The 13,431-nt window shown below is 63.0% G+C and carries 13 protein-coding genes; 11 read left to right on the top strand and 2 right to left on the bottom strand.

The annotated features are described in order from the left end of the window. Positions 1-3: 3 nt before the first annotated feature. The 6 genes from PQ467_RS13505 (at position 4) to infB (ending at position 7,354) form a co-directional block, all read left to right on the top strand. Complete coding sequence (locus PQ467_RS13505) at positions 4-774, top strand: ParA family protein (RefSeq protein ID WP_274173898.1); 771 nt, start codon at positions 4-6, stop codon at positions 772-774. Continuing rightward, entirely contained in the window at positions 771-1,595 is an 825-nt protein-coding gene (locus tag PQ467_RS13500) for a hypothetical protein (protein ID WP_274173897.1), read from the top strand. The genes PQ467_RS13505 and PQ467_RS13500 overlap by 4 nt, the downstream gene beginning before the upstream one ends. Positions 1,596-1,749: 154 nt before the next feature. Then, positions 1,750-2,322: a ribosome maturation protein RimP gene (gene rimP, locus PQ467_RS13495; protein ID WP_274173896.1), complete on the top strand. Its 573-nt coding sequence runs from the start codon at positions 1,750-1,752 to the stop codon at positions 2,320-2,322. 2 nt (positions 2,323-2,324) lie between these two features. Continuing rightward, positions 2,325-3,977, top strand: coding sequence for a transcription termination factor NusA (gene nusA, locus PQ467_RS13490; RefSeq protein WP_274173895.1), 1,653 nt, complete (start codon positions 2,325-2,327; stop codon positions 3,975-3,977). Next, positions 3,958-4,710 (top strand): DUF448 domain-containing protein, encoded by a 753-nt coding sequence (locus PQ467_RS13485; protein ID WP_274173894.1) that lies wholly within the window; start codon positions 3,958-3,960, stop codon positions 4,708-4,710. Before nusA ends, PQ467_RS13485 begins: the two co-directional genes overlap by 20 nt. A 22-nt stretch (positions 4,711-4,732) precedes the next feature. Next, a complete protein-coding gene (infB, locus tag PQ467_RS13480; protein WP_274173893.1) occupies positions 4,733-7,354 on the top strand; it encodes a translation initiation factor IF-2 in 2,622 nt (873 codons plus the stop codon). A 181-nt stretch (positions 7,355-7,535) separates the two neighbouring features. On the opposite strand, the gene PQ467_RS13475 is transcribed toward infB, so the two are convergent. Together PQ467_RS13475 and PQ467_RS13470 are read right to left on the bottom strand one after the other, a co-directional pair. Continuing rightward, positions 7,536-7,871: an RcnB family protein gene (locus PQ467_RS13475; RefSeq protein ID WP_274173892.1), complete on the bottom strand. Its 336-nt coding sequence runs from the start codon at positions 7,869-7,871 to the stop codon at positions 7,536-7,538. A 189-nt stretch (positions 7,872-8,060) separates the two neighbouring features. Beyond that, the gene (locus tag PQ467_RS13470) at positions 8,061-8,453 is read right to left on the bottom strand and encodes an RcnB family protein (RefSeq protein ID WP_274173891.1); all 393 of its coding nucleotides are present in this window, start codon (positions 8,451-8,453) and stop codon (positions 8,061-8,063) included. A gap of 151 nt (positions 8,454-8,604) precedes the next feature. On the opposite strand from PQ467_RS13470, the gene rbfA reads away from it, so the two are divergent. The 5 genes from rbfA (at position 8,605) to pnp (ending at position 13,391) form a co-directional block, all read left to right on the top strand. Continuing rightward, on the top strand, positions 8,605-9,027 hold the full coding sequence (gene rbfA / locus PQ467_RS13465; protein ID WP_274173890.1) for a 30S ribosome-binding factor RbfA: 423 nt from the start codon (positions 8,605-8,607) through the stop codon (positions 9,025-9,027). Between the two features lie 3 nt (positions 9,028-9,030). Continuing rightward, positions 9,031-9,615 (top strand): thymidine kinase, encoded by a 585-nt coding sequence (locus PQ467_RS13460; protein WP_274173889.1) that lies wholly within the window; start codon positions 9,031-9,033, stop codon positions 9,613-9,615. After that, on the top strand, positions 9,612-10,529 hold the full coding sequence (truB, locus tag PQ467_RS13455; RefSeq protein WP_274173888.1) for a tRNA pseudouridine(55) synthase TruB: 918 nt from the start codon (positions 9,612-9,614) through the stop codon (positions 10,527-10,529). The genes PQ467_RS13460 and truB overlap by 4 nt, the downstream gene beginning before the upstream one ends. Before the next feature lie 5 nt (positions 10,530-10,534). Then, complete coding sequence (gene rpsO, locus PQ467_RS13450) at positions 10,535-10,804, top strand: 30S ribosomal protein S15 (RefSeq protein WP_168602441.1); 270 nt, start codon at positions 10,535-10,537, stop codon at positions 10,802-10,804. A gap of 280 nt (positions 10,805-11,084) precedes the next feature. Further along, on the top strand, positions 11,085-13,391 hold the full coding sequence (pnp, locus tag PQ467_RS13445; RefSeq protein WP_274173887.1) for a polyribonucleotide nucleotidyltransferase: 2,307 nt from the start codon (positions 11,085-11,087) through the stop codon (positions 13,389-13,391). Positions 13,392-13,431: the final 40 nt, after the last annotated feature.

Genomic DNA, 13,431 nt, shown 5'->3' with positions numbered 1-13,431 from the left:
CGCATGGGCAAGGTGATCGCGGTTTACAGCATGAAGGGCGGGGTGGGAAAATCCTCGCTGGCGGTCAATCTGGCGCATGGCTTTGCAGGTCAGGGCAAACGGACGCTGATCTGGGATATTGATGCGCAGGGGGCGGTGGCCTTCCTGCTGGGGCAGGCGGGGGCCGCCGCCAAGGCGAAGAAGATTTTTGCCCGCGATGCCGATCCTGCCGATGCGATTGTGCCGACCAACTGGCCAGAGCTGGACCTGATCGCGGCGGACCTGTCGCTGCGCCATCTGGAAAGCGATCTGGCCGATGACAAGCCCAAGCGGTTGAAGAAGCTGCTGGAGAGCCTGTCGCCCGATTATGACCGGATTGTCGTCGATTGTCCGCCGGGTCTGGGCGGGATTTCGGATCAGATTTTCCGCGGGGCTGATCTGCTGGTGGTGCCTTTGCTGCCCGCGCCCTTGGCGATGCGGACTTTGGAGCAGGTGAGGGAGCATCTGGCCGCAGAGCGCGGGGGCAAGGCGCCGGGCGTGCTGCCGGTGCTCTCGATGGTGGATCGGCGCAAGGCGATGCACCGCGACATTCTGGCCCAGCACCCCGACTGGCCCGCCATTCCGCACGCCAGCGTGATCGAACAGATGGGGCAAAAACAGGCGCCTCTGGCCGAATTTGCGGGCAAAAGCGCGGCGATGCTGGCGGTGGACAATGTGCTCGCGCGGGTGGAAATGATGCTGGGCAGCGGCGTGTGGCTGACGCAGGCGACGGATGAGGGGTGGGAGCGGGGGTGAGCAACGTGGTCTGGAGGTCTTTACTTTGTCTCGCCGGCTTTGCGCTTGCGGCCCCCGCTTGTGCCAGGCCAACGCAGGCCGAACTTGATGCGGCCCAAGTCGCGGAGGATCAGGGGCAGCGAATGTATGCCTATGATCAGGCAGCGTGGCACACCACCGATGCGATGCTGGCGGAAAAGGGCGGGGCGAATGCCTTGGAAGCCAGAGGTTTGCAGGGCTATGTTGTCGAGCCGGTTGCGGATGGAGGTCTGCTGGTCACATTTTATGGGGAGCGTGAGGGTAGGTATTTCTCTCTGGCGACTTACACCTATGCTCAGGGCAAGGTGGCCGGCGGTGTGCTGGATAAGGAAGGGGCGATTTCCCCTCTTGCTGAACGGCTGGTGGCGGCCCGCCAGAAAGCAATCGAGGCCATGCGGACTGCGGATCATGAGGTATGCACGAAGTCTTCGCCAAACACGTTGGCTCTGCCTAATGCGGATGGGGGTATCTCGGTCTATGTGATGAGTTCTGCGACTTCTTTCTCCGCCTATCCCGCGGGTGGCCACTATCGTTTCGATTTTGGCGCGGATGGCAAGATGACCGGCGAGCGGCGCTTTATGAAAGCCTGTTTCCCGATTGATTTGCAGCAAAAACCTGACAAGGACGGGATACAGCCGGTGGCCTTGTTTCTAACGCATTTGCTGGATCCGCAACCGACCGAGGTTCATGCCTTTATCAGCCGCATGACCAAACTGGATCTGATGATTATTACGGTGCGCAACAAAGCGATTTGGTCAGTGCAGGCTGGGAAAATCCGCTTTGAGCAGGATGTCAAGGATTGAGACTGGGCGGGATGCCGCGTCACCCCCTTGCATTCCCCGCCAAACAGGCGTAATGGGCCGGTCAATCCCGACATTGTGAAGCAAAGCGGGGCTGGCGCCGGAAGGGGCCGGCGCGAAACTGCATTGCAACAATATCGCCATTACAGGAACTTACATGGCCAATATCGCGCGTATTACCGAGATTGTCGAACCCGAGGTGAAAGCCCTTGGCCTTGATCTTGTGCGCGTGATTCTGTTTGGCAAGTCGGACGTGGGTGATGAGGAGCACACGCTGCAGATCATGGCCGAGCGCCCCGAAACCGGGCAATTGGTGATCGGCGATTGCGTTGCGCTCTCGCACCGCATTTCGGACAAGATCGACGCGCTGGAAGAGGCGGGCGAAACGCTGATCGAGGAGGCCTATCGCCTTGAGGTCAGTTCGCCCGGTATCGACCGTCCGCTGACCCGCCTCAAGGATTTCGTCACGTGGATCGGCCATGAGGCCAAGGTCAATCTGACCGTCCCCGTCGATGGCAACCGCAAGAGCGTGGTGGGCAATCTTGTCTCGGTCGAGGGCGAGGTGATCGCGCTGGAGGACAAGAAGTCGGGCCGCGTGACTTTCCCCTTTGCTGATATTCATTCCGCCAAGCTGGTGTTGACCGATCGCTTGCTGGCCGCAACCAAACCCATTGATCTTGACGAAGATTTCGACGAGATCGACGAAGAAACCGAAACGCAGGAAGACTGATTATGGCCAGTGCGATTTCCGCCAACCGCGCCGAACTGCTCGCGATTGCAACGGCTGTTGCCACCGAGAAGATGATCGACAAGGCGATCGTCATTGAGGCAATGGAAGAAGCGATCCAGAAGTCGGCCCGCAACCGCTATGGCGCCGAAAACGACATTCGCGCCAAGCTGGACCCGCGCACCGGCGATCTGCGCCTGTGGCGCGTGGTCGAAGTGGTCGAGCATGTCGATGACTACTTCAAACAGGTGGACCTGAAGGCGGCGGAAAAGCTGCAGAAGGACGCCAAGATCGGCGACTTCATCGTCGATCCGCTGCCCCCGGTGGACCTTGGCCGCATTGACGCCCAGAGCGCCAAGCAGGTCATCTTCCAGAAGGTGCGCGATGCCGAGCGCGACCGTCAGTATGCCGAGTTCAAGGACCGCGCGGGCGAAATCGTCACGGGCGTGATCAAGTCGGTCGAATTCGGCCATGTGATCGTCAACCTTGGCCGCGCCGAGGGCGTGATCCGCCGCGATCAGCAGATCCCGCGCGAAACCGCCCGCGTCGGTGAGCGCGTGCGTGCGCTGATCCTCAAGGTCGAGCGTCAGAACCGCGGCCCGCAGATTTTCCTGAGCCGCGCACACCCCGATTTCATGAAGCGCCTGTTTGCGCAGGAAGTGCCTGAAATCTATGACAACATCATCGAGATCAAGGCCGCAGCCCGCGATCCGGGTTCGCGCGCCAAGATCGGCGTGATCAGCCGCGATTCGAGCATCGACCCGGTCGGCGCCTGCGTCGGCATGAAGGGCAGCCGCGTGCAGGCCGTCGTGCAGGAAATGCAGGGCGAAAAGATCGACATCATCCCTTGGAGCGAAGATACCGCGACCTTCGTGGTCAACGCTCTCCAGCCCGCGACCGTGTCGCGCGTGGTGATCGACGAGGAAGAGGGCCGCATCGAGGTCGTGGTTCCCGACGATCAGCTGTCGCTGGCCATCGGTCGCCGCGGTCAGAACGTGCGTCTCGCCAGCCAGTTGACCGGCCGTCAGATCGACATCATGACCGAGGCCGAGGCGAGCGAGAAGCGCCAGAAAGAATTCGCCGAAAAGTCCAAGCTGTTCGAAGAAGAGCTGGATGTCGATGAAACCCTCTCGCAGCTGCTGGTCGCCGAAGGCTTCAGCGAGCTGGAAGAAGTGGCCTATATCGAGATCGCCGAACTGGCGCAGATCGAAGGCTTCGACGAAGAGCTGGCCGAAGAGCTTCAGAACCGTGCGCAGGAAGCGCTCGACCGCCGCGAGGAGGCCGCCCGTCAGGAGCGCCGCGCGCTGGGCGTCGAGGATGCGCTGGCGCAGCTGCCCCACCTTAACGAGGGCATGCTGGTGACGCTGGGCAAGGCGGGGATCAAGACGCTTGACGATCTGGCCGATCTGGCCACCGACGAGCTGATTGCCAAGAAGCGCGCCAATGACCAGCGCCGTCGCAATGAAAAGCGCGACGACAAGCGTGATGAAAAGCGCGAGGAAGTCAGCCGTGGCGGCGTTCTGGGCGAATATGGCCTGAGCGAAGAACAGGGCAATGAGATCATCATGGCCGCCCGCGCCCACTGGTTCGCCGATGAACCGGAAGCTGGTGTGCCGGAAGTAGACGGGGGAGCCGCCGATGCGGATTCCTCGCAATGAGCGCGTAAGCTCCGACATTGCTGACGCCGGGCCGGAGAGGAAATGCATCCTTTCCGGCGAGGTGGCCCCGCGCGATGCGCTGATCCGTCTGGCGATTTCGCCCGACGGGCCTGATGGGGTCGCCTTTGTTGCGCCTGATGCTCTGGCCAAGGCGCCGGGGCGCGGGGCGTGGATCGGCGTGCGCAAGGATGAACTGGTGCAGGCCATGGCCAAGGGGCGTCTGAAGGGCGCTCTGGCGCGGGCCTACAAGGGCGCGAAGATTGCCATTCCCGATGACCTGCCCGAAAGGATTGAGGCTGCTTTGACGCGGGCCTTTACCGACCGGCTGGGGCTGGAAATGCGCAGCGGGCGCCTGCTGGTCGGTTCTGACCGCATCGCCGAAAACGCGCGTATGGGGCGGGTCGTATGGCTGGCCCATGCGGCCGATGCGGGCGATGATGGCAATCGCAAACTGGATCAGGCCTGGCGCGTGGGCAGGGAAACCGAGGGCAGTGGTGAAAAGGGTGATACCTTGCCACTGGACCGGGCGGCCCTGTCTGTGGCATTGGGCCGGGACAATGTCGTGCATCTGGCGTTGACCGACCGGGCATCGGCCGAAAGGCTGGCCCCCTTGCTCGCGCGCCTGAATCACTATCTTGCCAAAGATAATCAAGGCTTTGGCGGCGATGCCGCCGAACCGGACGCACATTATGATGACGCTGACGACTGCGAGTCGCCGGCTGAGACGAATTGAGACTGAAGGGCTGTTTGAACCGATGACCGAAAGCAATGACAAACCGACACTGGGCCGCAAGCCGCTGGGGCTGAAGCGCTCGGTGGAAGCGGGCGAAGTCAAGCAGACCTTCAGCCACGGCCGCACCAACAAGGTGGTGGTTGAAGTGAAACGCCGCAAGGTGATCCCGGGCAAGCCGGGTGAGGGCGGGCAGGGCGTGGAAGCGCCTGCGGCCGCTCCTGCTCCTGCGCCCGCCCCTGTGGCCCAGCCCGCGCGCCCGCCGCTGCCGCCTGTGCGCCCCGCGCCCGTGGCCGCAAGCCGCGAAACGCGTCAGGAGATGCAGGCCCGTCTGCTGCGTGAAGCAGAAGAAGCCCGTCTGGCCGCTGGCGAGGCCGCAACGCGCCGAGAGCAGGAGGAAAAGGCCCGCCAGCTCGAGGAAGAGCGCCGCCGCGCCGAAGAAAACCGCCGCGCTGCCGAGGCTGCCGCTGCGCCTGCGCCGGTGGTAGAAGAAGCGCCCAAGGTTGAGGAAGCGCCCGCTCCCGCTCCGGCCCCCGTGGTTGAGGCGGCGCCTGCGCCTGCACCTGCGCCCGCTCCGGTTCAGGTTGAGGCCCCCAAGGCCGCTCCGGTGGAAGAAAAGCCCGCTGCGCCCGCGCCGCGCCGCTTTACGCCGGTGCAGTCGCCCGCGCCCGCGCCGCGTCGCCCCGAGGCGGCCGCGCCTGCCGCCAAGAAGCCCGCGCCCAGCCGCGACCGCAAGGCCGCCGATGAGCGCCGTGGTGGCAAGCTGACCGTCAACCGCGCGTTGAACGAGGATGAGGGCGCCCGTGCCCGTTCGCTGGCAGCGTTGAAGCGCGCCCGCGAAAAGGAACGTCGCGCCCACTTTGGTGGTCAGTATCAGCAGCGTGAGAAGCAGGTGCGCGATGTGATCGTGCCCGAGGCGATCACCGTGCAGGAACTGGCCAACCGTATGGCCGAAAAGGCCGCTGATCTGGTCAAGTCGCTCTTCAAGATGGGCATGGTGGTGACGCTCAACCACACCATCGATCAGGACACGGCGGAGCTGCTGGTCGAGGAATTCGGCCACAACATCCAGCGCGTTTCGGAAAGCGACGTTGATATCGACACGACCGTTGACGTCGACGCCGATGAAACGCTCAAGACCCGTCCGCCGGTCGTGGCGATCATGGGCCACGTTGACCATGGCAAGACCTCGCTGCTCGATGCGTTGCGCGGCACGGATGTGGTGCGCGGGGAAGCGGGCGGCATTACGCAGCATATCGGCGCCTATCAGATCAAGACCAAGAGTGGCGATCTGGTGACGTTCCTCGATACGCCGGGCCACGAGGCTTTTACCGAAATGCGTATGCGCGGTGCCAATGTCACCGACATCGTCATTCTGGTGGTGGCCGGTGATGACGGGCTGATGCCGCAGACGATCGAGGCGATCAACCACACCAAGGCGGCCGGAGTGCCGATGATCGTGGCGATCACCAAGAGCGACAAGCCTGAGTTCAACCCGCAGAAGATCCGCGAACGCCTGCTTGAGCATGAAATCATTGTCGAGCAGATGTCGGGTGACGTTCAGGACGTGGAAGTCTCGGCCAAGACCGGCGCGGGGCTGCAGGACCTGATCGACAAGATCCTGCTGCAGGCCGAATTGATGGAGTTGAAGTCGAACCCCGATCGTGCGGCGGAAGCCACGGTGATCGAGGCGAAGCTTGACAAGGGCAAGGGGCCGCTGGCCACCGTCCTCATCAATCGCGGTACGCTCAAGGTTGGCGACATCTTTGTGGTCGGCACCCAGTCGGGCCGCGTGCGCGCCATGCTGGACGACAAGGGTCGTCAGGTGAAGCAGGCTCCGCCCTCGCTGCCGGTTGAGGTTCTGGGCCTTGGCGGTGTGCCGATGGCCGGCGATACGCTGACCGTGGTGGAAAGCGAAGCGCGTGCCCGCGAAGTGGCGGCGTTCCGTCAGGAACAGGCCACCGCCAAGCGCACGACTTCGGCGCCTTCCAGCCTTGAGAACATGTTCTCGGCGCTGGCCGCCAAGCAGTCGGTGATCGAATATCCGATCGTCGTGAAGGCGGACGTGCAGGGTTCGGTCGAAGCCATCGTCAATGCGCTCAACCGTCTCTCGAATGACGAGATCAAGCTCAAGGTGCTGGCCAGCGGCGTGGGTGCGATCACCGAAAGCGACGTCAATCTGGCGGCCGCTTCGGGCGCTCCGATCGTCGGCTTCAACGTCCGTCCCAATGCCAAGGCGCGTGAGATCATCGAACGCTTCAAGGTGCGGATGAAGTATTTCGACGTGATCTATCACCTGACCGATGACATCGCCAAGGAAATGGCGGGCGTCTGGGGTCCGGAGCGGATCGAAACCGTGGTCGGCCGCGCCGAGGTCAAGGAAGTGTTCCCGGCGGGCAAGCACAACAAGGCGGCCGGTCTGCTGGTCGTCGAGGGCTATATCAAGAAGGGTCTTCACACCCGTCTTACCCGCAACGACGTCATCGTTTCGAAGACCACCGTGGCCTCGCTGCGCCGGTTCAAGGACGATGTGGCCGAGGTGCGCGCAGGGCTCGAATGCGGCGTGGTGCTCGAGGCGACCAACGATGTGAAGTCGGGCGATATGCTCGAAGTCTTCGAAGTGGAAATGCGCGAGCGCACGCTCTGATCCTTTGACGGATCGGCAAGGAAAAGGGCGGCTTCCCGATCCGGGAGGCCGCCCTTTTGCCGTTTCTGATGCCCGCCCGGCCGGGGGAGGGAGGCAGCGGTGAAACGCGCTGCCATGATTCCATAGTGGGCCGGGGCGGGTTCAGTTGTGAGCGGTGCGATGCGCCGCCCACACGCGGGTTTTAGCGCATGGCGCCGACGATCACACTGGCCACGATGCCGGTGGTGATGGCCACGAGCACAGCGTCATTGCCGCTGCGTACCCAGTGATAGCCGCGCGGCGGCGGGGAGAGGCGGCGGTAGCGATGATAATCGACGACGGCGTAATTGGGCGCACGGCGGCGGTCGAAACGCTCGCCCTTGCGGAATTGGACGAAGGGGCGTTGGGCCTGAGGGCCGCGGTAGTCGCGGTGGTCATAGCCGCGGCCGGGGCCGTCATGGCGGCCAGGCTGGGCGAAGGCGGGGGCCGAAGGGGCCAGCAGGGCGGCTGCCAGCACCAGCGCGATGGGGGTCTTCATGATGCTTCTCCTTTAGGAAGAATGGAAATTCTCAATATCCAATGCTTACAATGGGCTAATGCACGGGAAGCTGAACGGTGCCGGTCATTCTTGTGTTAAATTGTCGCATTTTCGTCGTCGCTGGCACCAAAGAAAAGGCCCGCCCTGATGATGCAGGGCGGGCCAAGTTTGGCAGTGCTGGGGGAAAATTCAGCGCATGGCGCCCACGATGACGCTGGCCACGATGCCGCTGGCAATGCCGACGAGCAGGGCGTCATTGCCGCTGCGCACCCAGCGATAGCCGCGCGGGGGAGGGCGCAGCCGGTGCCAGCGGCGGTAATCGTTGATGACAACATAATTGGGCGCGCGATTGGCGTAGAAGCGTTCGCCGCGACGGAATTGGCGCCAACCGGGTTGGGGCGCCCAGCCGCGGCCATCATGCCAGCCCGGTCCGCGTCCGCCGTGCCAGTCGGGCCCGCGTCCGCCATGACGCCCATGGTCCCAATGGCCACGGCCGTGGCCGCGCCAATCGCCGGGCTGGGCCGATGCAACGGTGGGGGCCAAAATCAGGGCGCAAAGCGCGAGTCCGATAAATTTACGCATGCATTCCTCCTTCGAGGCGTTGAAATTGCCGGGCGAGAGCCGATTTCAATGCCGCTCGGGTGATAGAAGTCATTGCCAAGCGATGCGTTCCATGAGCAAAGCAAATTCACGACAGGCCGGTACGATCCGGCGACAGAATTGATGAGACTTTATGGCACGCCACCAAACTTCAACGCCCGAAAACCGCTCGGTCCGCCTGCTCAAGGTGGGCGAACAGGTGCGGCATGTGATTTCCGACCTGCTGACGCGCCAGATGGTGCATGATGATATCCTGACCGCCCATTCGGTCAGTGTGACCGAGGTCCGCATGAGCCCGGATCTGCGCCACGCCACCGTGTTTGTGAAGCCGTTGCTGGGCCAGGATGAGGAGATCGTGCTCAAGGCGTTGCGCACGAACATCGCCTTTTTCCAGAAAGAGGTCGCGGGCAAGTTGAAGCTGAAATATGCGGCCAAGATCAAGTTCCTGCCCGATGAAAGCTTTGACGAGGCGAGCCGCATTGATGCGCTGCTGGCCGATCCGCGCGTGCTGCGCGATATCGGCAGCGGCGATGAAGAGGGCGAAGAGCAAGCCTGACCGATGGCCAAGCTCTATTTTTACTATGCCAGCATGAACGCGGGCAAGTCGACCACGCTGCTTCAGGCCGATTTCAATTATCGCGAGCGCGGGATGGCCACGATGCTGTGGACGGCAGCGCTGGACCATCGCGGGGGCGCCCATGCGATCGAGAGCAGGATCGGCCTGCATGCCGACGCGCATCGGTTTGGCGCGGACACCGATATTCACGCGGCGGTGGTGGCAACGCATGCGGCCGGGCCTTTGTCCTGCGTTCTGATCGATGAGGCGCAGTTTTTGTCGCCGCAGCAGGTGTGGCAGGCCGCGCGCATTGCCGATGAGGGTGGCATTCCGGTGCTGTGCTATGGTTTGCGCACCGATTTTCAGGGGGAATTGTTTCCCGGTTCGGCGGCCTTGCTGGGCATTGCCGACGCTTTGGTCGAATTAAAGGCGGTTTGCCATTGCGGGCGCAAGGCAACGATGAACCTGCGCGTGGACGATGCGGGCAAGGCGGTGATCGAGGGGGCGCAGACCGAGATCGGCGGGAATGATCGCTATGTGGCGCTTTGTCGACGGCATTTTTCGGCCGCGCGGGGGATTGGGGCGTGAGCGTTCACGGCTGGATCATTCTCGACAAGCCGCTGGAACTGGGCAGCACGCAGGCGGTCAGTGCGGTCAAGCGCAATCTGCGCGCGGCGGGGTATAATATGAAGCTGAAAGGCGGGATCAAGGTGGGCCATGGCGGCACGCTGGACCCGCTGGCCAGCGGGATCCTGCCCATCGCGCTGGGCGAGGCGACGAAATTGACGGGGCGGATGCTCGATGCGTCCAAGACCTATGATTTCACGGTGAAGTTCGGCGAGGAGACCGAGACGCTCGACCTTGAGGGGCGGGTTGTGGCCACCAGCGATGTGCGCCCGATCGCGGCGGAGATCGCGGCGGTGCTGCCGTCCTTCACCGGGCCGATCGAGCAGGTGCCGCCCGCCTATTCGGCGCTGATGATCGACGGGGTGCGCGCCTATGACCGCGCGCGTCGGGGCGAGGCGGTGGATATGCCCACCCGCGCCGTCACCATCCATGCGCTCGACATGATCGACGCGGGCGAGGACTGGGCGACCCTGCGCGCCCATGTGTCGAAGGGCACCTATATTCGCAGTCTGGCGCGAGACATCGCACTGGCGCTGGGGACGCGGGGTTCGGTAACGATGCTCCGGCGGCTGTCGGCGGGGCCGTTTACGCTGGATCACGCGATTTCGCTGGACTCTCTGAACGAAATCGGTCAGGGGGCCTCGCTTGAAACTAAACTTCTGCCGCTTGAGGCAGGGCTGGTCGACATCCCGGCTCTATCCCTCTCGCCCGAACAGGCAGGGGCGGTCCGTCAGGGCCGTGTTCTTGTCGGGCAGCCCTATCCCGATGGGCTTTATCTGGCGCGGCTGGGCAAGGTGCCCGTCGCGTTGATGCAGCTTGAGGGAGGCTTGGCCAAGGTCGAGCGGGGTTTCAACCTTTCGGATGTCGCGGAGTAGAGATTATGACGATTACCGCTGAAAAGAAGCAGGAACTGATCGCTGACAACGCCCAGCACGCCGGCGACACCGGTTCGCCCGAAGTGCAGGTTGCGATCCTGACCACGCGCATTGTCAACCTCACCGAACACTTCAAGACCCACGCGAAGGACAACCACTCGCGTCGCGGTCTGCTTCAGCTGGTCAACAAGCGTCGCACGCTGCTGGCCTATCTGAAGAAGAAGGATGTGGCGCGTTACAACGCTCTCATCGCCAAGCTGGGCCTGCGTAAGTAAGCCAGGTTTTTCGAAGCGCCCCAACCGGGGCGTTTCGTTTTTGGCAAAAGGCGGTTGCCGATGGATCGGCGCCGCCTTTTCCGCTATACAGCGCCCGATTTGTTGAACACGCCCCGCTTCGGGGCGGTTTGCATATCGGGAGCACGATTGATTTTGGGGCTTTTCCCGCAATTCGGCGGGGGCCTTGGGGCATGATCAAAAGCCCTGCACCGCACCGGGACGGCTATCCCGGCAGCAAACCCTGCATGGCAATAGGGCCTTGCGGGCTGAAGGATAAGAAATGTTCGACGTTAAGACCGTATCGCTGGAGTGGGGCGGAAAGACCCTCACCCTCGAAACCGGCCGTATCGCCCGTCAGGCTGACGGCGCTGTTCTGGCCACCTATGGCGAAACCGTGGTGCTTTGCGCCGTGACCGCCGCTAAGTCGGTGAAGGAAGGCCAGGACTTCTTCCCGCTGACCGTCCACTATCAGGAAAAGTTTTCGGCTGCCGGCCGTATTCCCGGTGGCTTCTTCAAGCGCGAGCGCGGCGCGACGGAAAAGGAAACGCTGGTTTCCCGCCTGATCGACCGTCCGGTCCGCCCGCTGTTCCCCGAAGGTTTCTACAACGAAATCAACGTTATTGCTCAGGTGATGAGCTATGACGGCGAGACCGAACCCGATATCGTCGCGATGATCGCTGCCTCGGCCGCGCTGACCATCTCGGGCGTGCCTTTCATGGGCCCCATCGGTGCGGCCCGCGTGGGCTTCAAGGATGGCGAATATCAGCTCAACCCGTCGATGGCGCAGGTGGCTGAAGGCCGTCTCGACCTCGTCGTGGCCGCCACGCACAATGCCGTGATGATGGTCGAATCGGAAGCCAAGGAGCTGACCGAGGACGAGATGCTGGGCGCCGTGATGTTTGCCCACGAGGAAAGCCGCAAGGTGATCGGCGCGATCATCGAGCTGGCCGAAAAGGCCGCCAAGGATCCTTGGGAAATCGACCTGTCGGACAACACCGCCGACATGAAGGCCAAGCTCAAGAAGCTGGTGGGCAAGGACATCGCCGCCGCCTACAAGCTGACCGACAAGTCGGCCCGCTCGAACGCGCTCAACGAAGTGCGCGCCAAGGCCAAGGCCGCTTTTGCCGATGAAACGCCCCAGACCCAGATGGTCGCCATCAAGGTGACCAAGAAGCTGGAAGCCGAAATCGTGCGCACCGCCATCCTCAAGGACGGCAAGCGTATCGACGGGCGCACCACCACGCAGATCCGCCCGATCGAATCGATGGTCGGCTTCCTGCCCCGCACCCATGGTTCGGCGCTGTTCACGCGCGGTGAAACGCAGTCGATCTGTACCACCACGCTGGGCACCAAGGACGCCGAGCAGATGATCGACGGCCTTGACGGCCTGTCGTATTCGAACTTCATGCTGCACTATAACTTCCCCCCGTACTCGGTGGGTGAAGTGGGCCGCTTTGGCGCCCCCGGTCGCCGCGAAGTGGGCCATGGCAAGCTGGCATGGCGTGCGCTGCATCCGGTGCTGCCTTCGAAGGAAGACTTCCCCTACACGATCCGCGTTCTTTCGGACATCACCGAGTCGAACGGTTCATCCTCGATGGCTACCGTCTGCGGCGGTTCGCTCTCGATGATGGACGCCGGTGTGCCGCTGGTGCGCCCGGTTTCGGGCATCGCGATGGGCCTGATCCTTGAAGGCGACGATTTCACCGTGCTGTCCGACATTTTGGGTGACGAAGATCACCTGGGCGACATGGACTTCAAGGTGGCCGGTACGTCTGAAGGCATCACCACGATGCAGATGGACATCAAGGTTGCGGGCATCACGCAGGAAATCATGGCGCAGGCTCTGGCTCAGGCCAAGGAAGGCCGCGCGCATATCCTGGGCGAAATGCTCAAGGCCCTGGGCGAAGCGCGCACCGAACTGTCGGCGCATGCTCCGCGCATCGAAACCATCAGCATCGACAAGTCGAAGATCCGTGACGTCATCGGCACGGGCGGCAAGGTGATCCGCGAAATCGTGGCCACCACCGGCGCCAAGGTCGACATTGACGATGAAGGCGTGATCAAGATCTCGTCGAGCGATCTGGGCCAGATTGAGGCCGCCAAGGCCTGGATCCTGGGCATTGTGGAAGAGGCCGAAGTCGGCAAGATCTACAAGGGCAAGGTCGTCAACATCGTCGATTTCGGCGCCTTCGTAAACTTCATGGGCGGCAAGGACGGTCTGGTCCACGTGTCCGAAATGAAGAACGAGCGCGTGGAAAAGCCGACCGACGTGGTGAAGGAAGGCCAGGAAGTCTTCGTCAAGGTTCTGGAAATCGATCCGCGTGGCAAGGTTCGCCTCTCGATGCGCGTCGTCGATCAGGAAACCGGCGGCGAGCTGGAAGACACCCGTCCGCCCCGCGAACCGCGCGAACCCCGCGCTGATCGTGGCGACCGTGGCGGCGACCGCCGTCCGCGTGGCGGCGACCGCGACCGCGGCCCCCGCCGTGAAGGCGGCCGCGATGGTGGCCGTGACCGTGGCCCGCGCCGTGATCGCGAAGAGGGTGGCAATCCCGATCACATGCCGGCTTTCCTGAAGTCGGAAGATTGATCCCATAATGGGGGAGGGCGTCCGCGCTCTCCCTTGGGAT

This window comes from Novosphingobium sp. KACC 22771 (assembly GCF_028736195.1).
Taxonomy (GTDB): Bacteria; Pseudomonadota; Alphaproteobacteria; order Sphingomonadales; family Sphingomonadaceae; genus Novosphingobium.
Note: the sequence above shows the minus strand (reverse complement) of the source record. Positions and strands in the feature narration are given on the sequence as shown.

Coding starts and splice junctions, on each gene's coding strand:
- PQ467_RS13505 (WP_274173898.1), top strand. CDS start 4: ATGGGCAAGGTGATCGCGGTTTACAGCATGAAGGGCGGGGTGGGAAAA.
- rimP (WP_274173896.1), top strand. CDS start 1,750: ATGGCCAATATCGCGCGTATTACCGAGATTGTCGAACCCGAGGTGAAA.
- nusA (WP_274173895.1), top strand. CDS start 2,325: ATGGCCAGTGCGATTTCCGCCAACCGCGCCGAACTGCTCGCGATTGCA.
- PQ467_RS13485 (WP_274173894.1), top strand. CDS start 3,958: ATGCGGATTCCTCGCAATGAGCGCGTAAGCTCCGACATTGCTGACGCC.
- infB (WP_274173893.1), top strand. CDS start 4,733: ATGACCGAAAGCAATGACAAACCGACACTGGGCCGCAAGCCGCTGGGG.
- PQ467_RS13475 (WP_274173892.1), bottom strand. CDS start 7,871: ATGAAGACCCCCATCGCGCTGGTGCTGGCAGCCGCCCTGCTGGCCCCT.
- PQ467_RS13470 (WP_274173891.1), bottom strand. CDS start 8,453: ATGCGTAAATTTATCGGACTCGCGCTTTGCGCCCTGATTTTGGCCCCC.
- rbfA (WP_274173890.1), top strand. CDS start 8,605: ATGGCACGCCACCAAACTTCAACGCCCGAAAACCGCTCGGTCCGCCTG.
- PQ467_RS13460 (WP_274173889.1), top strand. CDS start 9,031: ATGGCCAAGCTCTATTTTTACTATGCCAGCATGAACGCGGGCAAGTCG.
- rpsO (WP_168602441.1), top strand. CDS start 10,535: ATGACGATTACCGCTGAAAAGAAGCAGGAACTGATCGCTGACAACGCC.
- pnp (WP_274173887.1), top strand. CDS start 11,085: ATGTTCGACGTTAAGACCGTATCGCTGGAGTGGGGCGGAAAGACCCTC.